Below are 24,720 nucleotides of genomic sequence, written 5' to 3' on the forward strand. Positions count from 1 at the left end.
CGAGCGGGCTGCCACAGGTTCGCTACTGCGCTGCCGCAGGGGCATTGCCCAGGCGGCGCTGCGATCCGCCGCGGGGGCGGCGGATCACAGCTCGTGTGCGCTCATACTCCGGGAAGCCACCCACCCTTCGACGGCGGTGGGGTCGGAACGGCCGGTCCGTGTCCCTGACAGGCGCGGTGCGGAAGGGCCCGGTTTTTTGCGTGGGCCGAACCGGCCCACGGTCTTGTCATTGGTGGGTGCGATGATCGCCGTCACCGGCGTGAGGACGCCGGTCTCGTGACCCAGGGGCGGCTTGGATGGACACGTGGCAGGAAGTTTCGGCGTCGGTGGAGAAGCGCCTGTCGGCCACGTCATCCGGTGAACGAAAGGTGTTCGCGGCTGGCATCGCGGAGCGGCTCATGGGCTGGCATGAAGCACTGCCGGCAGAAGCGCCAGCAGCGGGATCTCGACCTCATCGCGAACTACTCAAAGGACCTCCGCTACTCCGGCGTGGGGCTGCCCCTCGAGACCTCGATCCGGCTCCGGGTAGAACTTCGGACTCCGCTCTCCCGCCGGGACTGAAGAGCCGGAACTTCGAACGTTCAGCGATTGCCTCGTTCGGCTTCGGTGATGCGGAAGCGGAAGGAATCGGTGCCGGTCGGAATAAGGGTGCAGCCCACCCGTGTCAAGACCGGCCTGGAACGCCTGACGGGCCGAACCCATCGTCCCTACGTACTGCAGGTAGCCGGTGCCGCTGGCGAGGTGCTGCAGAAGAAAGAACGCGACATCCCGGGTGGGCAACTGCATGCGCGGGGAGCAGTGGCACATCGCCTTGAGGTTGGTCGGGTCGCCGGGACCATCCCCGCATGCGCGGGGAGCAGCCCTGCAACTTGGGGTCAGGGGGCCTCCCCCTGAGTGGTGGACACGCTGATACTGGATCTGCTCGATCCGGAGGAAGCGAGAAGACCGCCGATGGCGATGAAGGACTATTCGGACGAGTTCAAGGCCGATGCCGTGGCCCTGTACGAGTCCACACCCGGGGCGATCTACAAGAGCATCGCCGCTGACCTGGGCGTCAACCGGGCGACCCTGCGTGAGTGGGTACTGCGGGACCGCGAACGCCGTGGCATCACCGCCGCGGCTGCGAAGCCGGGCGCCCAGCCTCGGGAGGCGGTGCCGTCCGCTGATCCGAACGAGCGGGTGCGGCAGTTGGAGGCCCGGGTGGCCGAGCTCGAGGCAAGTGAGCGCAAACTCGCCACCGAGCGGGACATCCTCCGCAAGGCGGCCAAGTATTTCGCCGGAGAGACGAACTGGTGATGAGCCGCTTCCAGTTCGTTGACGACCATCGCAACACCTACGAGGTGAAGCGGCTCTGCCAGGTCCTGGACGTGAACCGGTCCAGCTACTACAAATGGCTCGCCGGCGCCGAGGCCCGGGCCACCCGGCAGCGGGAGGACCGGGTCCTGGCCGAGGAGATCCGCGAGGTCCACGGCGCATCCGGCGGCGCCTACGGCGTCAGGTGGGCCCAGATCTCCTGGCGCACCAGTTCCGGCGACACCGACCGCAGGACCTGGGCCCTTCCCCGCTGAAAGGTCTTCAGCTGCCGGTAAGCTGATTCGACCTCCCAGCGCTCGTGATACAGGGCTGCCAGCTCCTCGGCGGGCCCAGCCGCGGGATCGAGCAGGTCGGTCAGCAGCCTGGTTGTCTCGCCGCCGTCGACCTGATAGTCAATCACCCTCACTGTCCCGCCGCCCGGATGGGAGCGCCGCTGCCCGGCGAGATTCATCCGGGTCAGATAGGTCCCGTCAGGCAAGACCTCCATGGGCTTCGCGGCGACGAAGGTGCGGGCTCTGATCAGCAGGTGTGCTCCGGCCTGTGTGTAGGCCTTCCACAGTGCGACACCGGGGAAGGCGCGGTCCATGAGCACCAGCATGCCGGCGGCACTGCCGGCCATCTCTGTCGCCAGCGCGGGCTCGCCACCACCGCCCTTGAAGCTGCCTATCCGCGCGTCGATCGTCGCATGCGTACCGGTCTCGGTCAGCGTCACCACCCTGGCCTGCGGAAACCCGACGGGCCGACCGCCACTGTCCACCTGCCCACCAAAAGCGGCACGTGTCGTATCGTTCTCCGGCACGTCCAGCAAGAACCCGTCGACCGCGGCAACTCTCATTCCGCGCCAGAACGCCGCCTCGAGTGTGGGCGGAGCGATCGCTCCCGCCACCCGGCGGAACACTCCTTCCAGCGGTGCGGCCCCAAGCTGTTGCCGGGCCCTGGTGAACGACGACTTGTTCGGGACCGACTGGTCCATCTCGCCCAGGGCCCCGACCAGGTTTTCCGCGACATCGTCGTAGGAGTCCTGCTGGAACAGCGCCAGCGCGAGCACGAAGTAGACCATGAACCGGCTCGACAGAGGGCGGGGCTTGGCACCCAGCCGACCACACGCGGTCAGCACCTCGTCCACTAACTCAGGAACGATCCACTCGGTGAGTAACCCGAGTCGCACATCATCGGATAACCCGATCCATGGATGCATGCCCGGTCAACGAACCAGCACTCCGACGTCACCGTGTCTGGGAGAGGAACTACTTGGACCACTCAAGCAACGGCATTGGCCGTTGTCCACCACATACCTGATCGCGTCGACAATCTTTCGCCGGCAGTGCTTCTCCGGTCGGCCTCCCCAGCCCACCGCCAAGCGGCCAGAGGCAGCAACGGCTCGGTGACCAGCCATTCCGCATCGCTCATGTCCGACGGATACCTCCGCGGACGCCCGGCACACACACCTCCCTGGCCGAACCGGCAGGCCACGCAGCAACACACAGAAGAGGGGCCAGAGTTGGCATCGCAGAGCTCGGAACGGTACAACGGCATGGCAGGGCTCCTGGGACAACGGTTTGGCTTCGCAACCGCTGTTGTTACGGGAGTCCTGCTCTGCTTACACCGCACTCATCACCACGCCACCCGAACGTGACACTCCACTTACCGTCACCGGTTCTCAGTCAGGCACTAATACTTACGATGACCCGACAAATAACCCGTACGGGTCAAATGCGCGCATGACGCCTGGAGGACCGCGTCATGATGCGCTGTCATATTCCTGCCAGATCGCCCCGCTCGTCGCGTTGCACCCTTCAGGGGAAGGCAGAAACATGGGCAGATTCAGGTACGGAACCGCAGCGACAGCCGTTGTGCTGGCCGCTTTGGGATCACTCGCGGCCGCAGGAGGAACCGCTCACGCGGAAGCGGGTCAGGACAACATCGGCATGTACAAGCAGGAGAAGACCCAGTGGTGCTGGGTCGCCTCAGGGCTGACGATCGCCAAGTTCCAGGGATACGGGTCCACCCAGACGGACTTCTGCAACCGGGCCCAGCCCTCCTACGGCTGCAACAACCAGCCCGCCACACTCGGCGACATGGCTAAGGGCTGGAGCAGCCTCGGCATGGCCCACACCGGCTCGGGTCTGAACAGCGCGGCCACGTTCAACCAGGTGTACACCGACGTCAAGGCAGCCCGACCGGTCGCCGCCCGCATCGGCTGGACGTCCGGTGGCGGCCACATGAACGTCGTCTACGGCTTCGACACGTCGAACAACACCATCGCCGTCGCCGACCCATGGCCGGACACCGCCACGTACACGTGGTGGAACTACAACGACTACGTGAGCAACAGCTCCTCCAAGTGGACCCACTCCCGCATCGGCATCTCCCGTTAAGGCAGGCGACATGCGCGACACCAGCAACACCAGAACGTCCGCCAAAAGGACAAGTTCCCGCTCCTCCCGCCTGTCCATCGTCCTCGCCCTGAGCGCGACCGCCCTGCTGTCCGTCCTTGGCCCAACCCACGCGGCCCCGGCCAAGGACCCGCTGCCCGCGGACATCCCCGACTACCAGGCCGCCCTCGACGCGGTGAAGTCCACCGCTGTCCGCAACGCCGTCTGCCGCTTCCTGCGCACCCCGCTGCCCACCGGGACCGGCGGCCCGGTGCAGACGATCCCTGAGATGAACGAGCCGTGCCAGGGTCTCCCGACCTTCACGATCAGGGACCCGCTGGCCCTCAACGAGATCACCCCCGGCTTCGTCGCCGGCACCGCCCGGCCTCTGCCCACTGAAGCGATCAAGCTGACGCAGCTGGTCTCCTCACTGAGCACCACCGTCAACGGCCGCACGGCCACCGTCATGCTCGCCCCCACCCAGGGCGGCGGCTGGCACCTGGCGGCTGTACGCGACGGCGACAGCGACGCCTCATACGCGGGCAAGGCCACCGTGGGAACGCTGGTCTTCACCGAGCCCCAGATCCGCGGCTGGTACCAGCTCAAACTCAACACCGTCGAACCGCTCAACGACCACGCCCGGCAAGGACTCAACGGTCAGGCGTCGGTATCGCTCAGCGAGTACCAGCAACTGGTCAAGGCCCGCTACGCCGACAAACTGCCCGGATCGGAGTACGACACCAAGGGCTATTCCAGCGGCTCCAGCCCACAGCACAAGGAGGACGGCGCGTCGGCCTCCACCCCACTCCTCGTCGGCGGTTCCGGCACGGCGCTCGCCCTCGCGGGCGGGGCTGTCGTGCTCCGCCGACGCCGGCGCGCAAGCACTGGCTGAGCCCTGACCTGAGTCGGTGTCCCACGATCGGCGGCGGCGCGAGCTGCCGCCCCCACCGCTCTTGTGCCTCCGCCACCACTTCGTGTGAGATCCGCCCGGCAGCAACGCGGCCCCGACCAGGCATCTGGTCGGGGCCGCAGCCACCGCAACGGCCGCGTTCGATCAGGGTCATTTACTCGCCTCGTGCCTTCCACCGCAGCGGTCCCCGCAGGAGATGGCCGCCGGGTGCGGGAAGGAGACGGTGGAGTCGAACCCGCCTGCTGCGCGCCGCCAGACCTACCTCGATGTCCTCTTCTTCCTGCCGGCGTACGGGTCCAAGTGCAGGGTCAGGCAGGGCCTTGCCCCCGAGTCTGGGGCACGGGTTATGCGGCTGGGGCCAGCGTAGTTGGTGTTGTCCGGGACGCTGTTTCGTAGGCGATGGGACTGCGTTGTCCGAGGTGCGAGTGACGGCGTCGGGTGTTGTAGCGGTGCAGCCAGCCGAATGCGTCGAGGCGGGCCTCTCGCTCGCTGGACCAGTGCTTGCGGCCCTGGAGCGTCTCGCGTTTGAAGCTCGCGTTGAAGGGCTCGGCGAGTGCGTTGTCCGCGCTGGAGCCAATCGTGCTCATCGACTGGCGGACGCCGGTCTGGCGGCAGGCGTCGGCGAAGGCCTGGCTGGTGTACTGGGCCCCGTGATCGGTGTGCATGACCGCCCCGGCGAGACTGCCGCGGGTGCGTTCGGCGGCGGCCAGGGCGTCAGTGACGAGACCGGTGCGCATGTGGTCCGCGATCGCCCAGCCGGCCAGACGGCGCGAGGCGAGGTCGATCACGGTGGCCAGGTAGAGGAACTTCCCGCCCTCTAGCGGTGGTTTGTTGACGGCGGGTCAGTGTTGGGGTAGGCCGGTAGAGAGGAAAGTCGCCTCGCTGCCTGGGGGTTGTGATGACCCGTCGTCTGCCGTGCCCGCCGGCTCCTGGCCCGCTGGAAGCCTACGCCGCACGCTTCGATGACCTGCTCTCCACGCTGGCCCAGCGACGCGGGTTCCGTGAGTACCTCGCCGGGCTGCTGCTGCCGCGGGACCGCAACAAGACCCTGACCTGCCTGGCCGGCGCCGAGCCCGTGGCCGGAGCCCAGCACCCGGCGGTGCAGCGGCTGCAGTTCTTCCTCTCCGAGTCGACCTGGGACCACGAGCAGATCAACGCCCGCCGGTTGGAACTGCTGCTCGCCGACCCGGCGGCCGAGCCGCACGCGGGCGGGGTACTGGTGATCGACGACTCGGGTGACCGCAAGGACGGGACCGCGACCGCGCATGTCGGGCGGCAGTGGCTGGGCCGACTGGGCAAGACCGACAACGGCATCGTCACCGTGACGACCTGCTGGGCCGACGAGAGCGTCTACTACCCGCTCCACGCGGTGCCCTACAGCCCCGCCCGTCACTTCCCCGCCGGCAAGAGCGACCCCGGCTTCCGCACGAAACTGCAAGAAGGAGCGCCTGCCACTGGCCTTCTGCGCTGCCTGTGCCGCCTGCAGCTTCTGGCGCTCGCGCTCGCCGTGGCGCGCGGACGCCGGCCGCCCGGCGCTTGCAGTGGGGGCGCCTATGCGCTGGAGCGCCGGCCAAATTTGAACGTGGTCCTTCCTTTGGGAGTGGGCAGTGCAGCGGTTGCACCTCCGACGCGTTGATCCGTCACGGGCCCATGCCCAAGGGGCGTTACGGGATCAGAGCGTTGTAGACCTCGACCACCTTCGACTCGAACGGTGGTGCCCCAAGTTCCTGCGCGGCCGGCTTGACCTGCTCTTCCATGAAGCGCCGGAACGCGTCTTCCGACTCCCACACGTCAATGACCTGCCAGCCGCCCGTCTCGCCGGGCGCCCCGAAGTGGGCGATGAGCCCGGCGGGCGGGTTCGTACGGTCCGGGATCGCCCGGTCGAAGGTCGCCTGGTAGAGCTCCTGATTCCAGCCCGCGGCCTGGTTGAGTACCAGAATCGCCATCTCGGTTCCTCGTTTCACGTGCGGAGACAGATGTGAACGACGCTAGACCCGAGTGTGGGCGACCGCGAGCAGCGGGGATGGCTGCTGCGCCGTCCCAGGACCGGTGCCGCTCGGCCGGTCGTTCCACCAGCGCGAGGTTGCGCAGGTAGAGGCCCACCAGAAGCGTGCGCCCTCGTCGGTGTCGGTCAGTTGCAGGATGCAGGCGAGGGCGCTGCATGGTTCGGGGACTTGGTCGGTGACGAACGTGGTGACAGTGGCGGGCGGGGCCTCCCGGCCACGGCCGGAACCAGCGTGGTGACCTGCGGATTCGCGGGCGAGTGCGGGAGTGAGTGCGGCCGGTTGCCGGAGGGGCCGACCCCGAAGGCACGACCACAGATGCACCGGGGGAATGTCACCCCACGTGGCCGCGTGTCCTGCTTGCGGCATGACCTCCCCCGCTCCTCGCTGGCCGGCCGGGCCCGGCGCCGCCTGGAACCGTAAATCGTTGCGGCGTGAAAGCAGAAGCGTGGCGGGCGGCCACCCGGACAGGGTGGCCGCCCACACGCGCTGTCACAGGCTGAGGTAGAAGCGCACGGTCGTGCCGTAGTCACCGGTGTGCACGCGCACCAGGTCGGCCACGTAGTGGACCAGCATCAGACCCCGGCCGCCCAGTTGGCCGCGCTCCGGCGGGCGGCGGCCGGCCAGCGGATCGGTCAGCCGGCCCGCATCGCGGACCTCACACACCAGCTGCCCCTGCTCAGCCCAGATGGCGAGTGTCCCGCGGCCTCCGCCGTGGACCACGCTGTTGGTCGTCAGCTCCGCGACCGCCAGCTCCACATCCATCAGCCGCTCCCCGGCCAGGCCCAGCCCCATCGCCTGGGCGAGAGCGAACTGGCGGACCGCCGGAAGGTCCTCACCAACGTAGGAGAAGGCCGCGGCGTCTGGTGCAGGCGACAGCGCCTGGTTGTACCGATCGACGACCGCCTGCCAGTCGTAGACGTCGCTGACCGACTCACGTCCATCCCCGCTGATGACGGTCGGGTGGGTGACCTTCGCATCAGCGATCACCTCCGGCTCCAGCCGCACCTCGTCGTAGGGGCACAGGATCGTCACCGCCCGGCCCTCGAACGCGGCATTGATCAGCGCCTCGTGCTGCGCGCACGCCGGGTACTCCACCGCGCTGCGCCCCGCCCAGATCGGCTCGCCGATGATCCGCACACGCCCCTTCGGGTGGGCGTCGGCGAATCCACGCAGCACCTTGGGGATGATCCGCCCCGGGTTGCGGCCGGCCTCGGTCATGTCCAGGAACAGGATGCCCTCAGCGTCCCCGCCCAGACCTGCCTTGATCAGCTCCAGGTTGGGGCCGGGCACCGCCACGGCCATCGGCTCGCCGTTGGCCAGGCCCTCGCGCAGGAAGGCCACCGTCTGCTGCGTGTACTCCTGCTCGGTGCGGTAGAAAAGGGCAGGGTGCACGAACGCCTCGTGGGTGGTCACCGTACTCATCACAGAGCCACCTCGATCCGGTCCAGGCCCGGCCAGAACATCTCCAAAACCCGCGGCAGCTGCGGCGGGGGATTCTCGACCACAACCCTCCCGTCGGGCAGGTTCATGGCGGTGACCGCCAGCGCGCTCACCCCGGCCACGTCGACGAACGCCACATCCGACAGCTCCACGTACGACACGCCCGCGTGCCGCCGGGCCAGCTCGGATAGGGCCTGCTCCCAAGACGGCCGAGTGAGGACGCTGATCTCACCGCGGGCACGTATCCCGGAACGACCGGGCAACGGGCTCACCTCCAACGCGGCCCTCCCGAGCACCGCCGGGTCGGGCCCGCCCACCACATGTGGGGCATCCACGCTCGGACTCCTTCACATCAAGCCGTCTGCCGACCGTCCCGGCACGGGCAGAGGAAAAGCCCCTCCCGACGGGGCAGTGTATCCAGGCGGCAGACACGCCTGGTTCTGTAAGTGGGAGCGAGCAACGTTCATCGACGGTTTCGGATAGCGCTCTGGGATCGCGGAGCCCGACTGGGGGTGGTCTGCGTCGTCTACAGGGGTCGGCGTCCGGCGATGGCGCCGCCGGGGTCGTCCAGGAGGGCGATGCTGGTCGCCCTCACCCGCGCCCTGCGCCCCGAGACATTGGTGTCGTACACCTGCTGGAGGTCGGCGGCCGTCAGTTCGCCAGCTGGCGGCTTCACCGGCCTCCCCGGCGCCGGGTGGCCACCACCTGGCCGGAGTCAGCCCTGCCGCATAGCGTGACCGGCCGCGATTCGGGAGGCGGGTAGGCGTGCTTCCGAGCGCGCAGCGTGATCGTTCGGTACGTTGAGTGACGGCGGTGAGTACGCTGCGTCACTGCGGGAAACGCCCCTATACCTTTCGAGAGGCGCTGACATGCCGTTCTCCGCTCCCGCACTGGCCGACGATCTGCCACCTGTTCTACTCGACCGATGGAACAAGGTGATCGACTGTCGCATCCGGTGCCCGGCGGAAACCTGGAGTTCCTGCTGGGCTTCGACTCCAAGGCGTGTGACATCCGCGACGCCCGACCGGAGTGCCTGGCGAGACTCGGGACGCAGATGAGGTTCCGCTCGCCGCGTCCTGAAAGGGGTGGGCCGCTGTTGGTCGGCAGCGGGCTGCCGTACGCGCCGGACATTGTCTGCAACGACGCCACCGAGGAGCTCTTCCTCCAGCTCACCGCCGACCAACCGCCGCCCAGATCCGAGCTGGTGCTGGCCGCCTCGCACGTGCACCGGATCAATCTGACCAATGCCGCGGGTCCGGGTCAGCCCGGCTCGCTGCACGTGTTCCGCCAGGGCTACGAGTTCTCCGAAACGGCGCCCGTCGCCCCCGGCTTCCGAGTGGGGCTGAACTTCGTCGGATTCCAGGACAGCCCCGACCGGGTGCTGCGGACTCCGCGCCTACCTCTGGTCCCTACTGATCGTGCTGGCGGCGCGGCGGTTCGTCTCCAGCAGGCGGTCGCTCATGCGTCCGCCGCCAAGCTGGATCACCAAGTCCGGAGGCGGCGGCGGAGGCCGGCGAGCAGCGAGCTCGGCCTCGCGCTGCTCCTCCTGTCGGAGCCAGCGCCGGGTCTGGTCGAGCTACTGCAGCTGCACACGCTCGAGGAAGCGGAGCAGCTCCACCCGCGACGGCTCATCGGACACACGTTCCATTCTAGTGTGTGTTGGGGGCACCGTCCGGCTGGGGGTCAACTTCCATCTGCCAGACTCCGGTCGAGGACACCGAGGAGCCGCGCTCCGGCGCGGTCGGTCCCGCGGCGCCCCCGCTTCCCGCCCGCCGAGGCCTTTTCCAGCCGTAGCCGCGCGGTACGTCCGCGCAGTGTCAGTGTCATCAACTGGTTGCCGAACCAGGGTCCGCCGGTGCGCTCCCAGCGGACCGCCGGTCTTGCGACCCGTCCGTGGCGGGCGAGGAGATGCCCGATCGCTTTCGCGAACCGGCTCCAGCCGAAACGGAATCCGACCCGTATGGCTGCGGGCACCGAGTTGTGCAGTGGTGAACATGTGAACTGGAAGACGTGGGAGTGCGGCTGCTGTCCGGTGGCCCAGACGGGCTCCGCCACATACGCGTGGTGTACGTCTCCGGAGAGCACGCACACCGTCGCCGGAGCGGCGTCGGCTCTGCCTACCTCGGCGACCGTCTCCGTGAGATTGTCGAACGACGAGGTGAACGCCGCCCAGTGCTCCAGGTCCGCGCGTCGGCGCAGCCATTCACCGAAGCGTGCCCAGCGAGGTCCCCGTTCGCCCCGGCAGAGCGCCGCGTGCCAGCCCTCCGCGAAGTGAACCATCGGGGGCAGCAGCCACGGGAGCGAGGTCCCGATCAGCAGGTGGTCAACGCCGCCGGGGTCCTCGAAGGCCTGCGTCCGCAGCCAGGCCGCTTCCTCGGCGTCCAGCATCGCCCGCTGCTGCTCCTCCAGAACCCGCGCGGCCCGGGTGTCGACCATCACCAGCCGGGTGCGGCCGAAGTCCCTGCGGTAGCTCCAGCGCACCGTCGCAGGGTCGGCATCGGCGCGCTCGGCGAACGCGCGCAGCACCTCCGTACCGTCGTCGGCCGCCAGTACCGCCGCGTACAACGTGTCCTCGGCGAGCTCGGCGGGGGAGAGGTTCCCGAGGTGCTGGTAGACCCAGTACGACATCAGGCCGCTCGTGATCCGCTCGTGCCACCAGGGCGTTGCCCGCATGTCGGCTACCCAGGCGGCGCTGGTGTTCCAGTCGTCTATGACGTCGTGGTCGTCGAAGATCATGCAGCTGGGTACGGTCGAGAGCAGCCAGCGCAGTTCGGGGTCGCCCCAGGACTCGTCGTAGAGGTGGGTGTACTCCTCGTAGTCGGCGACCTGGTCGGGTGGGGCGGCGGAGCCGGTGCTAGCGGCCCGCCGATGCCGGGCGATCCAGGCGCGGGTGTCGGCGGAGGTCTCGTCCGCGTACACCTGGTCGCCGAGGAGGAGGAGAACGTCCGGACGCTCGGCCTCGGGGTCGGCGGCGAGCCGGGCGGAGAGGGTGTCGAGGACATCGGGTCCCACCGGATCGGGCTCGCCCACGGCAGGCGCCGCCCACCGGCACGAGCCGAAAGCGACCACCGCGCCCGTCGCCGGGACCGGCGGTGTGTGAATGGTGCTGGGCGGCTGCGGCGAGCCCGCGAGGGGCCATACCCGCTCGCCGTCGAGCAGCACTTCGTACCTCGTGGCGGACCCGGGGGTGAGTCCTGTCACGACTACCAGTGCGTAGTGGTGGCCGAGGATGCGGAACGTGGGGGCCGAACCACCGGCGCCGCCAGGGCACCGGACCTCCGCCGTGCACGCCCGGTCGGTCTCGACCCACACCGTCGCGCTCGTGCCCGTCTCCCAGTCCACATGGCGCAGGAGCGGGCCCAGCCTCAGACCGGCCATCGAGAGTTCCCTTCTGGTGCTCCGCACGGTAGGGAGCGGCCGCTTTTACAGTACTGAGGGGACGGCGGAAACGGCGCCGTTGTGCTGCCCGGCCGCCCCGCGCGGCGGACACGGGAGCGGCGGGTCAGCGGCGACGGCGCGGCCCGGGGGCCGGGTCCTGGCCGTCTCCACCGACTCGCCTCTGGCAGCGCGCAGCGGTGTCCATGGAGGACCTGGCCGGCCAGACGGGCCACGAATCCCTGCCAGGGCGCCCCGTAAAGAGCAATCCAGTGCCCTTCGCAGGGGTCATACCCGCTGCCACCCAACCCGCTGACACCACACCACACACTCACACGAGGGTATGCAGAACACGCGGAGCCGTTGTAACGCCAAGGCCTCGCGCGCCATTTGCTCGCCTGGACATCGTGGCCCTCGGTACCGCGGGAAAGCCAATCCGGCACCCCCCGGAGTCAGCGCCCCCTCCTCCGCTTTCGCCGGGGTCACCCTGACAACCATGTATCCGCACTCCCAGATGTGACTGCGTTAACAGGCATGAGAACGTGCCTTGGGGCAAAGGGGCGTCTATGAGGCCGGGTGACCACAACAGCGAACCCCTGACAGCGGACGCACCGCTCGAGGAGACTGCGGACGCGGTGGCGGCCCAACTGGCAACGGATACCGCGGCTGCCGTCGCCCCTCTGCGTCCCCAGGCAGCCCGCTACATCACCGGGCAAAGCCCCCTCGCCCAAGACAGCGACTGATACCCCCATCACAGGAGCACTTGTCTGTCACGCCCGTTAGCGCCGGCCCCGCAGCCACACGGCACCAGCTCCTAGCCAACGCCCGCCGGCCGCACAACAACCCGGGGCCCGCTGGCAGGTACGCAGAGGCATACAGCCCCAATCAGGAGGGGCTGGGCAGGCTGCGGGCCCGCGAGGGCAGTCGAGCCGCGAAGTGGCCGGCCCAGTCTTCGCGCGCCCAGGCCGGCCACGCTCTTCGTACCTTCGCCTCGGCATCCCGCCAAGGCGCCACGACGCGTCTGCCCCGGATCATTCGGGTGCCGCCATCGTCTCGGTGATGGACGGCCTCAGCAGCAGTGGGCCACCTCCGGCATTACCCGCGTATGGCGCACCTCGGCAAGGCAAGAGTCCGGGCACTCGTCTGCGCGGACGTATACCGCCACCCAGACGCGGCCCACTAGCCACGCCCGCTTTGGAAGACGTGTCCCTCGCCTCGTCAATCGGGGGCCGGGCATCCCCGGGCTCGGGGAGGGACTGGCGCGCCCTGCGAGCGCAATGACCAGCGGAATATGTGACGTGACGATCGGATGACGGCCAGCTCAGCGGCGTACCCGCGCACCTGTCATCAGCGTTAACGAAACGTGAACAGCTTCAACGGATCGGATGGCCCCCTCCACCCGGCCGCCCGCCTCGACGCCTACTGGCTCGACCGGACGGCACACGAACCAGAGCTGTGCAGGCATTGCCGCACCCTGTTCGAACCACCGCCCGAAGCACCCCAGTCGGCGGCAAGCTATCTCATGACCAGCCTCGCGACACTGACGGTCCTGGCCGCACTCACCGTCACCTTCGCAGGAGCGCTCCCGCGCTGACCACCGCGACGCACTGCAGGGGGTGGGGTCCCATGCCTCGGGCCCGGCGCCTCGCCATTCCGCGAAGTCGGGTCGGTGAGGTCCTCACGTCCTCGGCCTTCTCCAGCCCGGCGGCGACGAGGAAAATGTCGAACAGCAAGTCGTCGTCCTGGAGCTCAGACTCCAGGACCGTGACGACGACCCTGCCGCCCGGGCGGCCAACCGGGAGCTCATGACCCAACTCAACCGCGACACGCCCCCGCCTTCCGGATGAAACAGCAGTTCACCGGCCTCACCCGACCCCGAAATCCACCGGCGGGCACTCGCCCGCGAAGAAGCCGAACGCGGCGCGCGATCCGCGAACGCCTAAGCGGCCGGTCGAGTCCGCATCATCCAGTTGCCGTTCTCGGCGACGTCGCTGCCAGGAGCCCACCGCCCGCTTCGCCGCAGACTTACTGTCCAATCAGCTCAGCCACGGATTGCCGAACAGGGAGCGGTAGTCAGCGGGAAGTTCGTTCAGGATCCGTGCGATACGGTCCGAAGGAAGTTCATCGGCCAGGCAAGCCAGCACCGCCTCAGTGTCCCAGCGAGCAGTCTTAAAGACTCACGCCAGTCCGTTCAGCCATCCGGCGGCAGAACTCCCGCGCCCCGAACGCTTCCGCTTCCTCATTCTCCCCCTTCTGCTCCGAGCGGCGCTCCAGCGCTTCCGTCACCACAGCGGACAGCTCATCAGCCAAGGCCTGAGCTGTAGCCGGGCTGAGCCGAGCAGCCAGCACCTCCAGTGCCACCAGAAGGACCCGCTCGGCCTCTTCCAGGCCGGCGTAGCCACCACGGTCACGAATCGTGGCCAGGAAGGCGTCATAGCTCATGTTCGGCCGGCTCCGTCTGTCGATGTACAGCTGACCATTCCATGCCCTGGCACGGACATCCCCTGCCTGGGGTATGGGCGAGCTGGGTGCGAAACCCCCGAGCGGCGCAGCCAGCACGCCACCGCGCGGGCCGCCGGTGCGAAGGCCTTGCGGAAGCGAGAGCGAGCCAACGTGCGGACACAGAGGGGTGGCAGTCACGCGGTCAAAGCAGGGGCCACACCGCCAAATACGATTCCCGGGGCGGAGCCAGCCCAACGACGGCGAGGCGGTCAGGCAGCCGCCTTCCACTTCAATCGGCAGACCTCGCGCAGCGCGAGGGCGAGTTTGTCGGCCCGCAGCAGCGGCGGGGCGGTCTCGCGTGGGGTACTGATCCAGTGCGCGGCAGGGGTGCAGGGCAGGAGCAGTTGCTGGTCGCGGGAGAGAACCCGTGTGCCCGGTAGGTGGGCGGTGTGGCCTGTACCGGCCCGGACCATGACGTAGAGCCGGTCTCTGATGTGATCGGCGAGCACCGGGTAGCCCGAGCTCGGGTCAGCGCCCATCTGGTCCAGGGCTTCCAGGCCGAGGCCGATCGGTTCGATGACCACGACGTCCCACGCGTCACCACACCGCGCCCAACGGGTTGAGTCGTCTCCCCTGGCCCACAGGGCACGCGTCCGGGAATCGACCGCCTTCTTCGCGGCCCAGGTCATAGAGCCTGGTGGTGCGGCTTCTTCCGGCACGATGAACTCCCTGCGATTGCCCGTCGCTTCTCTTCATACAACGTGCGCCAGGCGGGACGGACTCAAGCCGAAAAGCCGACCGAACCCACCGTACGGATGATCGATAGCCACGCTGAAAAGGCTCACTCTTGGGGGCGGGTAGCCGGGGCCGGCTCGTAGGTATGGTCTCGTCATGATCGCTGACCTGCAGTGCGTGGTGGTGGACTGCCCTGATCCGGCAGGGCATCGGTTCTGCCTCGTCCGCCACTGATGGCGGGCCTGCGGGTGCGGTCATGCGGGGCAAGCCTGCATGTCAGGCTTGAGGAGCTGCGGGAGCGTGCCCAGGCGCTCGTTGCTCAGTACCAGGAGCTCAAGGACGCCGAGGACGAAGAAGAGGGTCTCGTCCGCCGGGTAGGCGTGCTCACGGCTATCGCCGCCAATCACGACGCCCGAGCCGCGGTCTACGACCGGTTGGTCACCGCCGAGCCGTCCCTGTCCGACGAACACCGCGACCGGGCCGAGCATCAGCGCAGCAACGCTTACAACGCCCGCAAGCAAGCCCTGCTGACCACCCGCAGGACCTCCTGAGAAGCGGACGGGCACGGGAAGCTGGCACGGTGCCGGCTCACCGCACGGCTCGGGGCCCGACCGACACGACGATCGGGCCCCAGGAATGCCCAGTTTCACTCACTCATCACACGGGTGCCTCCACGACACGTTCTTAACCGGGCGTTCTGTGAGCTGGCCAGTACAGCGTGGTGCGGGAACGGAGGTTGGATGGCTGGCCCCGCACCACGCCGGCCTGACGGCGCCACTGCGCAGGCACCTCTCGCCAGTCTGCCCCACACCAGCCGCCCTGCCCCGACCGAAACGGCGCCGCCCACCACACTTCACCCGACCGGACCGTGACCCAAGATCCACCCACGATGTCGAGCCGCTCGAAACGCGCACACTCGCGGATTTCCGATCGCACGCTCCGGGGGCCCCAACGGGGATCGGGGGCCCCCGCCCCCAGCCGTCCCACCCCACAGCAATCCGACCACGGGCCCCACGCGACACTCCCCCACAAGAGCCAAGATCACGGCCCCTCGCAGGAAGGACCTCCCCGGGCAGGCAGTGACCACGACGCCCTGGTGGTCGTTGTTGTGCCAACGCGTGAGTGCATATCCGTCCCCCACGGACCCGCGTTTGTGTGGGGGGGCCCTGCCACCCCTCAGGGCCCCCCACCCTCTCTTACCGGCCGACGGCGCGTGTGCTTCTCGCGTTCTCTGGCCGGATCGGCTCGGGGATGACCAGGACCGGTCCAAAGGCTCGCGACTGCCCCAGGTCGCCGTGAACCGGGCACGTGGCCAGCAACGTTCTGGCGTCGCAGCCGGGGCTGGGCCAAGCCGTTGCAAGCTGCGCAGGGCTTCGCCGTCGAGAAGTATCAGCACGCTTCGTGGCCGGACCCTCGACTCACCGAGGCCCCGGGCACGGCCCCAGTCCCGGCCGGCTCCTCCTCACAGGGCGGCAGTCCCGCATGCACTCGGGCCAACTGGCGGCGCACCGAAGCGACGGCGGTGGACCAGGCGGCTGCCACCCGTCCCACCTGATCGCCGCCCACTGCGGCCTCCGGCCCCTCGCCGGCAAGCCGCTGTTCGCCGGCGTGTGCCCCGCCCCATCAGCAGCATTCATGGCGGCCAAATCCACTTAAGTGCCCACGATGACCAACAGCAGTCACACGCTTGGGGGGCCAGGCGCTGCGAGCGGGCGGCACCGGTCAGGTTGCAGCCGGCCGGCGCGGTGGGTGTTGCACGGCCGAGCCCACAGCGGCCATACAGGAGGAGCAGTAACGTTCCGTCGCCGCGGGGCGCTCGAGCGAGACAGACGGGGCAGGCGGTGACAACGGGCGCCCGCACAGGGCGCTGGCTCTCGCCTTCTTGCTGATCACATGCCAGAGCAGCTCGTCCTTGCCGGGTATCGGCTCCGCGTGCATCTCGTACATCGATGTACCCCTTCTGCGTCCACCACGACCGGGGGCAGCCCACTCCCCCGGTCTCCATGAGAAGCCACCGAGGCCGGACAGGCGAATCGGCGCAGGCCAGTAGGAGGAAACCGGGTGCCACCCGTTTGCCGGACGCTCGTGCCCGACCTGCCCCACGCAGGCCCGATTCTTCGCCGGTCGATCGGCCAGACCCCGGCCTGCCCATAGTCAGTCGGCAGCCCAGCGACGCCCAGACCACCCTCGCCGGACACCACTACGCCCTCACCGGCGACAGCCGCGCCCTGCAAGGCACCACCGGAGCGAAGCCGGGCCCCGCGCCGGCTTGACCTTTAAAGCGCCTGCGCAAGCACTGACCAACAACCGTTGCGACCCAACCATGCCTCACTCTGCCGACCCCGTGACCCGAAGCTCACCGTCGCAGTTGTGCCGGGCGACGCATGCAACCCCACGGTTGTGTGCTCCGGGGCCCCGATAACCGCGCCTGGTCGGGGCCCCACTCCATGCCCCGCCGGCCCCCACTCCCAGGTGACCGACAGAGCTCCGGTGTGTCAGGGGCGAAGGAAGCCGAAGACGCCCTTCTCCTTACGCCACGCCTCCGGTGTGGTCAAGGCGCCAGGGGCTTGTCGTCGGTGTGGCCGCACACCCAGGCCAGGGCGTCGTGGACACCGTGGAGGTAATCGCGGGGCACGGTGCGCCGGGTGGAGTCTTCCATTTGCGCAGTGGCGGCGTCCGTCTCCGCGATCAATTCTTCCATTGCTGGTGCACCGTCCGTTGCACGCCCGGTGATGGGCGCGGGCTCCCCGCGCCCCAGCGCCCAGAGGTACCCAGCCAGAGCACCCCGGGCATACTGCGTCTGCTGACCCGGCCCGGCAGCCTCAGCCTCCAAACACTCGAAGGCCCGTTCGACCTCGGTCGCATCACGGACTCCGGTCTTCACCTGCGTCGCACTGAGCGGATACATCGTCATACAGATATGACTAACCCCGCTCAGTCAGGCCATGTCACGGCGCACCCGGCGCTCACCCGGCAAGCGGTAGCCGCCCCGGCGCACCGAACCCGTCCTAGCCCGGTTCGCGAACGACGTCGGCAGCGACGCGGAGACCATCCTGGCCGTACGCCGCACGCGCTGACCGGCGACCGCCGCGCCCTGGACGGCACCTGGCTCTGACCACTTAGGCGCGCACGCACGTGGACCCGGCGCCAGCCTGAAGCATGTTCCTACTGGGTCGCTTTGCTTCGGTCGCTGGCCTCTCAGTCGCTGCCACTGGGCAGCAGCGACCAAAGCGACTCGCCACCGGTGTCTCCTGGCCGTAACAGGTGGTTCGTTCAACTCTGGGCCACAGTCGCTTCGGTCGCTGCGAGCTGGTGCACGCGAGGGTGCCACTCAGGTGGCCGGGCCTCCAGGCGGCCAGCGACATCACCTGAGCCCCCAACTTGGCCCGCTCGGCCAACTGCGACGCGCAACCGTAGACGGACTCGGACATGACGTCGGGGTGCCAGCCTCTAGCGTGCACTCGGTGGCACCGCTGGTCGTGGGGTTGCTGGCCCTCCCCTGGCCAGGTTGCACGTCACTGGTCGCAGGAGCGGCGGGGTGTTGTCATAGGTAGGGAAGACGCGTGGAGGAGCCAGCAGGGCCGCGGAGGCCGGCGCGCTGCGCGTCGTCGGCCCGGGCCGTCCCGACCGTGGCCGGCCCGTCGCACAGCGGAGGAGGGCAATGCCATGCTGCACCGCCGCACGGTCGGTGACGTGATGACCGAGGAGGTTGTCACCCTCCGTCCCAGCACACCGTTCCAGCAGGTCGCCGCCCTGCTGGACGCGAACGACATCGCCTCGGCCCCGGTCGTCGACGACGATGGCGCCCCCGTGGGCGTCGTATCCGCGTCCGATGTGCTGCGGCACGAGACCGGCATGCCCGGTCCGCAGGGGCAGGACGGGAACGACGAGCGCGCCTGGGGCAAGGTCCGGGCCCGGACCGCGGACGGGCTCATGAGCAGCCCCGTCTTCACCGCTCGCGCCGACTGGACGATCCCCCGGGCCGCCCGGGAACTCCGCAGGCGGCATGTCAAGCAGCTGCCGGTGGTCGGCGACGACGGGCTCCTCACCGGCATCGTCAGCCGTAGCGACCTGCTCGACGCATTCATCCGCACCGACGACGAGATCCTCGGCGAGGTCGAGCAGGACGTCCTGGGGCGCATCCTTGGCCTGGACGAAGGCACTGTCGCAGTCGAGGTCCAGGATGGGTCTGTCACCCTGCGGGGTCACGTCCCGGAACCGCGTCTCGTCCCGGTGATCGTGGGCCTCTGCCAGGGCATTGACGGTGTCGTTGCCGTCGACCCCCACCTCACCGCCGCCCGGGCTAGGTCGGGGCTTACCCCTACGCGCCAAGGCCCGGAGGGGTAACCCCGCCAACCGAAAGCACCAAAGCTGAAACGCCGACCGCATGGCAGAAGGGCCCGGATCCACTAGGAACCGGGCCCTTCCGATGTAGTAGCGGGGACAGGATTTGAACCTGCGACCTCTGGATTATGAGCCCAGCGAGCTACCGAACTGCTCCACCCCGCGTCGGTAAACACCACCCTACGGCACCGCTGGCCTCGTAATGGCTCCCTGTCACCGGACGGCGTGGGGACCGGGCGCTACTCGGCTGTACTCCGGGCCCCCAGCTGGCGCATGTCGCGTGAGGCGGCCGATACGAAAGTCAGGCTGGCCAAAGCTCGGAGACAAGGGGGACAAGCGCGTCGCGACGGGCCAGAAGTACGAAGCGGCGTTCATGACCGATTCCAGTTACGGGACGGCGACGGCAGTCATCGAGTAGCGGCGAACACCCAGGTCGATTCCCTCTCGGAATATCGCCCGCGAGGGCTGTCACAGTCACGCGGTGAGTGAGAGGTCGAGGCGGGCCAGGTGGCTGACGCGGGTGCGGTCCCGTTCCACCAGGCATCGAGGCGAATGAGGTTGAGTGCAACGGCGGAGAAGACGTGTTCCAGGTGGGTCTTCTGGAGACCGAGGTAGCGGGCACGTCTTATCCCGGTGACCGCGACGGCTTGGTGGATGGTGCCCTCGATGCCCGCGCGTTTTCCGTACTTGGCTCGCCACTGCTCGTCGCTCTGCTGGAGGCGGGCGTGGTCGAGGACTTCTTGCAGCTCGCGGGGTTGCAGGGAGAGGGTCCGGCCGCCGGTCTTCGAGCGGGTGCACTGGTCGCGCACCGTCGGCGTCCGCGAACAACTCGCCCAGCTCGTCACGGACCCGCATCGCCAACGAGTACGGGCCCCGTGCCGCCACCGCCCGCGCCACCTGCGCGGTCAGCTCAAGCACCTTCGGCCACGGCCTCGGCTGCATCGACATCCCACACCCCACCCGCGGCCGAGAACGCCAAGACGGTCGCTGCTGTTCTGACCAACGAGCCGCCAGCCCCGCCGGGCACGGAATAAGCCAGCAGGATCGTCACCAGCCGCAAACGGTGGTGATCTTGACGGGCCCAGGCGCGGCGATGAGAGAGTGACGGGCCCGCTCCAGCCCTGAGCCGAGGTGTGCCCCTCAGGGGCCAAACCGATCTTGCCCAGAGCAGGCATGAGACATGGAGCTGGCGCACGACGGTGGCGCCCCCTCCCTCGCCCAGGAGGTTCACCGGCCGCTCCACTTTCCGCTCCTCGGGAGCAGCACCGCCGGCCCGGCCGCGAGGCGGACGACACCCACCTCGGCATCCGGGTAGAGGGCGCCCATGGTGCGCGCCAGACGGTGCACGGTCAGCTCGTTCGACAGCTCACTGGGGCGCGCGGTCACTGTCAGGGTCACGGACGACAGCTGCTTCTCCGGTTCTTCGCGCGTCGGCCCGGAGAGCAGGGTGCCCGCGTAGACGGCGCCCGCCGCGCTGAGCATCTCGTACTGCTGCAGCACTTGGGTCATGGCGCGCACGTTGGTGCGGCACAGCACGGCGTCTCACCGGCTCGCGGACGTCGAAGGCCAGTGCCGCACCGCTGCGTTGTCCGAGCGCGCTGGTAGCGTGCCGCATCCTGACTAACGATCATGGGAGGACGGCAGCCGTGCAGGAAGTGACGCCCCACGAGGTGCGGGAACAGCGTCTGGCCGAAGCGCTCGACGACATCGAGGGACGGACCTGGGGGCGGTGGCACTCGATGCGCTACGGCAGCCTGCGGCTGGCGGACCTGGAGGAGATGCGCGACGAGCTCCTCGACCACGTCGCAGCCGCCGTCCGCGCCACGGAGGCCGGTTCGTTCGACGGGCACGAGACGGCACGAACCGCCCTGCTGACAGCGGCGGAGTGCTCCTTCGGCGTGCTGAGCGTCGGCTGCTGGCCCGACGGCGACCAGGAGATCACCTTCCCGATCGCCCGGGAGAGCCTGAGCAGCGACTACATCGCCTTCGGCGACATCGTCAAGGAGGCGCCCACGGCCCGGACGTGGCTCGACACGTTCGCGATATCTCTGGTGAGCGGGATGGCCTGGGACAGCCAGCGAGTGATTGGCGTGATGCTGCGGGGCGACTGCGCGCCCGCGATCCGTGAGGGCGTGCCGTACTCCAAGTACACCTCGACGTCGGAGCCGGCGGACCTCGCCACGATGGACGCCCTCTGCGACTACCTGACCAAGGCCAGCGGGCACCTGCCCCGCGACTGGCCGACCGTCACCCTGCGCAAGCCGGACGCCGACGAGCGCGCCGAGGCGGCGCGGCGGCTGGAGGCGGCCGGGACCCTGACGTCCGACCAGCGACTGCTGCGCGTCCTCCTCGACGACGATCAGGCCGCCTTCGAGCAGGCGCTCGCCGCCCTCCTCGTCGAACACCGGGAGTCCGCGGAGTCCGATCCCGCGCCGCGCACGCTGCTGCCGCTCGACACCCTCGCCCTGGCCGCCCTCGCGGTCCAGACCCACGGCTGGGAGCTAAAGGTCCGCTCCGGATACCTGCCGCCCGCGCTGCTCGGCTCGCCGGACGCGCTGCGCCGGGCGGCCGAGAAAGCCGGTCCCAACACCCAGGGCCTCTGGACCGCCAAGTAGCGGCCCCGAAGGAACGTCAGAGTACGGGCACGCCAAGACGGCGCTATCGGTGGCTAGGGCCGGGGGGCAGGGGTGGGCATGGCGAGGCCCCTGGCACCGCGCGGGGGCGGGGCCGGGGGCCATAGAGCGGGCGGGGTGGTGTCGCTCAGCCTGCGCTGTGGCCTTGGCACTCCGAACCGGTGACCATCTTGCACTCGCGGCCGCTGGCCAGTGGAACCCCACCGACCAAATCCATCTGCCACAGATGCATGGGGCGTCTCACGCTGCCAGCGCCGATAGTTGCCCGGATGCTGCTGTTCCTGGACGCGGACCAGACCGTTGCGGGAGAGCACTCGGTGCACCGTGGCCCGCGAAGGCCCGGACCCCCCCGCCGGGCCAGTTCGTAGGCGATGCGCCGGGCGCCCGACCGCGGATGCTGCCTCCGGAGCTAGCATATTTCCGCTTCCACCTCGGCCGACAACCGGGTCGGACTGTTCCTCGGCCGCCGCGACCGAAACCATCAGACCCGGCAGTCCTTCCTGCTCAAAACGTCGCCGCCAGGAGCAGGGTGCCGCGACATGCCGTATCTGACTGCGACCTCGCCAATCGGTGACCCGCCGAGCACCTCCCGCACCGCCCGATAGCGGTACTCGGTCAGCTGCTGCACATCCGTAAACCCCGACCGAACCAGTCCCGCCTCAATCATCTCAGGGAAACCGCGGGACGTTCAGTCGAAAGTGTCAACGATGTCCTGACGACAATTGGTCAAGGATGTCCTGAGCCTTCACACCGACAGCCCCAGTCCGTGTCGGCGCGGTGCGGACCCTGGCGATCTGAAAGTGCCAGCTGGAAAGGCCTTTGACGCGCGTCGGCGTCCGGTGTTCGGATGACGTCCATGAGCGCAGGGCAGATGCACCCCGATATGCACCCCATCGACGACGGTCTTGTACGGCGGCTGATCGCCGAGCAGTTCCCCCAGTGGGCAGGGCTGGCGGTGAAGCGTTGGCCGTCCGGTGGCACGGTCAATGCCATGTACCGGCTGGGCGATGACATGGTCGTAAGGCTGCCGCTGGTCCGGGGCGGAGCTGAGGACGTGTTGATGGAGCAGGAATGGCTGCCCCGTCTGGCTCCCCATCTGCCCATGCGCATCCCCGAGGTGCTCGGGGCCGGGGAGCCGGCCCAGGGGTATCCATGGTCGTGGTCGGTCTACCGGTGGCTGGCGGGCGAGCTTCCCGAAGCGGGGGCACTGAGCGCGCCCGTGCTGCTGGCCGAGGACCTGGCCGCATTCGTGGCGGCGATGAGGAGCGTCACGTTGCCAAATGCGCCGGCCGCACACCGGGGCGGGCCGGTCGCATCGCTCGACGCGGAGACCCAGGCGGCGATGAAGGAATTGCGTGCGATCCCGCAGGAGGAGGTCGACTGCGATGCCGCGGCCGCCGTATGGAAGCAGGCACTGCAGGCCCCGGGCTGGGACGAGCCGCCGGTGTGGCTGCACGCCGATCTGATGCCGGGCAACCTGCTGGTCGACGACGGCAGGCTGGCCGCGGTGATCGACTTCGGGTGCACGGGGGTTGGTGATCCGGCCTGCGACCTGTTTCCGGCGTGGAATCTGCTGCCGGCCGACGCAAGGGAAGTCTTCCGCGAGGCGCTGGCCGTGGACGACGCGACCTGGATCCGCGGCCGAGGGCGGACACTTTCGGAAGCGCTGATCTCGCTGCCGTACTACCGGAGGACGAACCCTGCGATGGCGCGCAACGCCCGGCACGTGATCCGGGCCGTGCTGGACGAAGGCTGAGACATCCCACTGAGTATCAGTGGCGAAGCTCACGCGCGCGAGCGGCGACGTGGAGCTGGTAGCCGAGTAGCGGCGGTGTCCGCCCGGAGAGCGCGGCGGGGTGATCAGGCGCGCTTCACCGAGGGCGCGAAGGAAGGTCGCGGACACCTGCCCCCGCGGCGCCCGCGGATGCTCCAGATGCGAAGGCCGCTCTTACGTCCGGAACTCAGGCAAACCCATCAGCAAGTTCGAGGCCGTGTTCGACGGCAGACCATAAACGCCTAGTTTAGACGATGTCCTATGTGGCGCTGGTTCGTTGGACTCGGCATGGGGCGGGGTACGTGGAGCCGGTGCGCGCTGTCCCTCACGCGTCGCACGAGCGGTCGATCTCGTGGCTGTTCGGGTACCGCGGCTCACGTCCGGTACGAGCGAAAGGGCAGCCACTTCTTTGCGTTCCTCGGTCTCGCCGCCGCGCTGACCTGCTACAAGAGCTCGCCAAACTACGGTGGGGCAGCCGTGGACAACTGTGATCACCGACTGCCCCGCCCGTGACGCTCGAGCCCGTGGGCCCTGGCCCTGGGGCGATGGCCCTGGGTCTTGGTCACCGGAGCCTGGAGTTCGGTCACCCAGTCGTCGCGGTTGTCCGGGCACTCCAGGTTGATTTCCCGGGGGTATCCGGCTGACCGGTACCCGTTTTCGTCGATCCACAAGGCCAGGGCCTGGGCCGTGGGCAGCACGGTGTCCACCGAGCCACGGTGCACGATGGTCGCCGCCCTGGTCGACGGGCGGCAGATCGACCACCCGCAAGTCGCCGTCCTGGAGCGGGGCCGCGACCTGGACAGCGGCGTGGACGCCGCCGCCCTCCGGGACTTCCTCGTAAGAGGCGACACCCGGCCCCGCAGGCGTGACCCCCGCCGTGTCCAGACGCCGGAACAGCTCGTCATAGAGAGGTCCGATGACGGGGCCGATGTCCTGGGGTTCGAAGCTCGCGGCGGTCGCGGTCAGCTCCGCCACCCGCATCGCCGGGACGCTCTTGATGACGGCGTCATTCGTGGGCATGTGCCCCTCACTCTCGATCGACCGGAGCCTCGCCTCGACCTGGACCAGCCGCGCCGCCGCCGCGGTCATCGCGGCCTCCAACTCGGCCCTCCGCAGCCGCAGCATGGCGCGCAGTTCCTCGGTGGTGACCTTTTCGTCCAGGATGTCCTGGACCTGCTGGAGGGTCAGGCCGAGGTCCTTGAGCGCGATGACGCGGTTGAGGCGGGCCAGCTGGGCGGCCGTGTAGTGGCGGTAGCCGGTGGCAGGGTCGACGTGGGCCGGCGCAGAGTCCGTGCGTCGTAGTGACGCAGCATCCGGACCGATACGCGGCCGTGCCGGGCGAAGTCTCCGATGGTGAACATGATGTCTCCGA

20 protein-coding genes, 1 tRNA gene and 5 pseudogenes are annotated in these 24,720 nt (G+C 68.9%); 10 read left to right on the forward strand and 16 right to left on the reverse strand.

Annotated features, from left to right (window positions below; all coding sequences use genetic code 11):
• The first annotated feature begins 897 nt into the window (after positions 1-897).
• Complete coding sequence (locus AS594_RS37330; RefSeq protein ID WP_141746929.1) at positions 898-1,296, forward strand: transposase; 399 nt, start codon at positions 898-900, stop codon at positions 1,294-1,296.
• Positions 1,296-1,568 carry a hypothetical protein gene (locus AS594_RS43520; protein WP_069936085.1) on the forward strand — a complete coding sequence of 91 codons (273 nt, stop codon included), beginning with the start codon at positions 1,296-1,298 and terminating at the stop codon, positions 1,566-1,568. Before AS594_RS37330 ends, AS594_RS43520 begins: the two co-directional genes overlap by 1 nt.
• Here AS594_RS43520 and AS594_RS37340 read toward each other — a convergent pair.
• Both AS594_RS37340 and AS594_RS46905 read right to left on the reverse strand, forming a co-directional pair.
• A complete protein-coding gene (locus tag AS594_RS37340; protein WP_079148520.1) occupies positions 1,487-2,512 on the reverse strand; it encodes an IS4 family transposase in 1,026 nt (341 codons plus the stop codon). The genes AS594_RS43520 and AS594_RS37340 overlap by 82 nt on opposite strands.
• 71 nt (positions 2,513-2,583) lie before the next feature.
• Positions 2,584-2,724 (reverse strand): annotated as a pseudogene (locus tag AS594_RS46905) (transposase); the annotation flags it as partial.
• Between the two features lie 404 nt (positions 2,725-3,128).
• On the opposite strand from AS594_RS46905, the gene AS594_RS37345 reads away from it, so the two are divergent.
• Positions 3,129-3,692 carry a papain-like cysteine protease family protein gene (locus AS594_RS37345; RefSeq protein ID WP_069931086.1) on the forward strand — a complete coding sequence of 188 codons (564 nt, stop codon included), beginning with the start codon at positions 3,129-3,131 and terminating at the stop codon, positions 3,690-3,692.
• A gap of 10 nt (positions 3,693-3,702) precedes the next feature.
• On the forward strand, positions 3,703-4,581 hold the full coding sequence (locus AS594_RS37350; protein WP_069931087.1) for a hypothetical protein: 879 nt from the start codon (positions 3,703-3,705) through the stop codon (positions 4,579-4,581).
• 362 nt (positions 4,582-4,943) lie between these two features.
• Here AS594_RS37350 and AS594_RS37355 read toward each other — a convergent pair.
• Positions 4,944-5,423, reverse strand: a pseudogene (locus AS594_RS37355) (transposase); the annotation flags it as partial.
• 74 nt (positions 5,424-5,497) lie between these two features.
• Here AS594_RS37355 and AS594_RS37360 point away from each other — a divergent pair.
• Positions 5,498-6,046, forward strand: a pseudogene (locus tag AS594_RS37360) (IS701 family transposase); the annotation flags it as partial.
• Positions 6,047-6,263: 217 nt separating this feature from the next.
• On the opposite strand, the gene AS594_RS37365 reads toward AS594_RS37360, so the two are convergent.
• The 5 genes from AS594_RS37365 to AS594_RS37380 form a co-directional block, all read right to left on the reverse strand.
• Complete coding sequence (locus tag AS594_RS37365; RefSeq protein ID WP_069931088.1) at positions 6,264-6,545, reverse strand: hypothetical protein; 282 nt, start codon at positions 6,543-6,545, stop codon at positions 6,264-6,266.
• A 549-nt stretch (positions 6,546-7,094) separates the two neighbouring features.
• A complete protein-coding gene (locus AS594_RS37370; RefSeq protein WP_069936086.1) occupies positions 7,095-8,027 on the reverse strand; it encodes an anti-sigma factor RsbA family regulatory protein in 933 nt (310 codons plus the stop codon).
• The gene (locus tag AS594_RS37375) at positions 8,027-8,380 is read right to left on the reverse strand and encodes an STAS domain-containing protein (RefSeq protein WP_240509349.1); all 354 of its coding nucleotides are present in this window, start codon (positions 8,378-8,380) and stop codon (positions 8,027-8,029) included. Before AS594_RS37375 ends, AS594_RS37370 begins: the two co-directional genes overlap by 1 nt.
• A gap of 191 nt (positions 8,381-8,571) precedes the next feature.
• Positions 8,572-8,721, reverse strand: coding sequence for a hypothetical protein (locus tag AS594_RS45140; protein ID WP_167368150.1), 150 nt, complete (start codon positions 8,719-8,721; stop codon positions 8,572-8,574).
• A gap of 1,007 nt (positions 8,722-9,728) precedes the next feature.
• On the reverse strand, positions 9,729-11,423 hold the full coding sequence (locus tag AS594_RS37380; RefSeq protein WP_069931091.1) for an alkaline phosphatase D family protein: 1,695 nt from the start codon (positions 11,421-11,423) through the stop codon (positions 9,729-9,731).
• Between the two features lie 1,360 nt (positions 11,424-12,783).
• On the opposite strand from AS594_RS37380, the gene AS594_RS44165 reads away from it, so the two are divergent.
• Positions 12,784-13,014: a hypothetical protein gene (locus AS594_RS44165; protein ID WP_141746930.1), complete on the forward strand. Its 231-nt coding sequence runs from the start codon at positions 12,784-12,786 to the stop codon at positions 13,012-13,014.
• A 575-nt stretch (positions 13,015-13,589) separates the two neighbouring features.
• On the opposite strand, the gene AS594_RS37390 is transcribed toward AS594_RS44165, so the two are convergent.
• Both AS594_RS37390 and AS594_RS37395 read right to left on the reverse strand, forming a co-directional pair.
• Positions 13,590-13,862, reverse strand: a complete 273-nt coding sequence (locus tag AS594_RS37390; protein ID WP_079148523.1) for a DUF2267 domain-containing protein — start codon at positions 13,860-13,862, stop codon at positions 13,590-13,592.
• Between the two features lie 269 nt (positions 13,863-14,131).
• A complete protein-coding gene (locus tag AS594_RS37395; protein WP_240509350.1) occupies positions 14,132-14,581 on the reverse strand; it encodes a hypothetical protein in 450 nt (149 codons plus the stop codon).
• Positions 14,582-14,830: 249 nt separating this feature from the next.
• On the opposite strand from AS594_RS37395, the gene AS594_RS37400 reads away from it, so the two are divergent.
• Entirely contained in the window at positions 14,831-15,148 is a 318-nt protein-coding gene (locus AS594_RS37400) for a hypothetical protein (RefSeq protein ID WP_069931094.1), read from the forward strand.
• A gap of 2,000 nt (positions 15,149-17,148) precedes the next feature.
• Here the strand turns inward: AS594_RS37400 and AS594_RS46910 are convergent.
• Positions 17,149-17,298, reverse strand: a complete 150-nt coding sequence (locus AS594_RS46910; protein ID WP_176741131.1) for a hypothetical protein — start codon at positions 17,296-17,298, stop codon at positions 17,149-17,151.
• 965 nt (positions 17,299-18,263) lie between these two features.
• Between AS594_RS46910 and AS594_RS37410 the strand changes: the two genes are divergently transcribed.
• Entirely contained in the window at positions 18,264-18,944 is a 681-nt protein-coding gene (locus AS594_RS37410) for a CBS domain-containing protein (RefSeq protein WP_069936087.1), read from the forward strand.
• 88 nt (positions 18,945-19,032) lie between these two features.
• On the opposite strand, the gene AS594_RS37415 is transcribed toward AS594_RS37410, so the two are convergent.
• The 3 genes from AS594_RS37415 to AS594_RS37425 all read right to left on the reverse strand — a co-directional run bounded on the left by AS594_RS37415 (position 19,033) and on the right by AS594_RS37425 (position 20,450).
• A tRNA-Met gene (locus tag AS594_RS37415) sits at positions 19,033-19,106 on the reverse strand.
• 242 nt (positions 19,107-19,348) lie between these two features.
• A complete protein-coding gene (locus AS594_RS37420; RefSeq protein ID WP_069936088.1) occupies positions 19,349-19,750 on the reverse strand; it encodes a transposase in 402 nt (133 codons plus the stop codon).
• Positions 19,751-20,168: 418 nt separating this feature from the next.
• Positions 20,169-20,450: a hypothetical protein gene (locus AS594_RS37425; RefSeq protein WP_141746931.1), complete on the reverse strand. Its 282-nt coding sequence runs from the start codon at positions 20,448-20,450 to the stop codon at positions 20,169-20,171.
• A 137-nt stretch (positions 20,451-20,587) separates the two neighbouring features.
• Between AS594_RS37425 and AS594_RS37430 the strand changes: the two genes are divergently transcribed.
• Both AS594_RS37430 and AS594_RS37440 read left to right on the forward strand, forming a co-directional pair.
• On the forward strand, positions 20,588-21,556 hold the full coding sequence (locus AS594_RS37430; RefSeq protein WP_069931098.1) for an immunity 49 family protein: 969 nt from the start codon (positions 20,588-20,590) through the stop codon (positions 21,554-21,556).
• An 874-nt stretch (positions 21,557-22,430) separates the two neighbouring features.
• Complete coding sequence (locus tag AS594_RS37440; protein ID WP_206281769.1) at positions 22,431-23,330, forward strand: aminoglycoside phosphotransferase family protein; 900 nt, start codon at positions 22,431-22,433, stop codon at positions 23,328-23,330.
• Between the two features lie 25 nt (positions 23,331-23,355).
• Here the strand turns inward: AS594_RS37440 and AS594_RS46915 are convergent.
• Positions 23,356-23,468, reverse strand: a pseudogene (locus tag AS594_RS46915) (MerR family transcriptional regulator); the annotation flags it as partial.
• Positions 23,469-23,839: 371 nt separating this feature from the next.
• A pseudogene (locus AS594_RS37445) lies at positions 23,840-24,709 on the reverse strand (MerR family transcriptional regulator).
• Positions 24,710-24,720 lie beyond the last annotated feature (11 nt).

Origin of the sequence: Streptomyces agglomeratus (assembly GCF_001746415.1) — a bacterium.
Classification (GTDB): domain Bacteria; phylum Actinomycetota; class Actinomycetes; order Streptomycetales; family Streptomycetaceae; genus Streptomyces; species Streptomyces agglomeratus.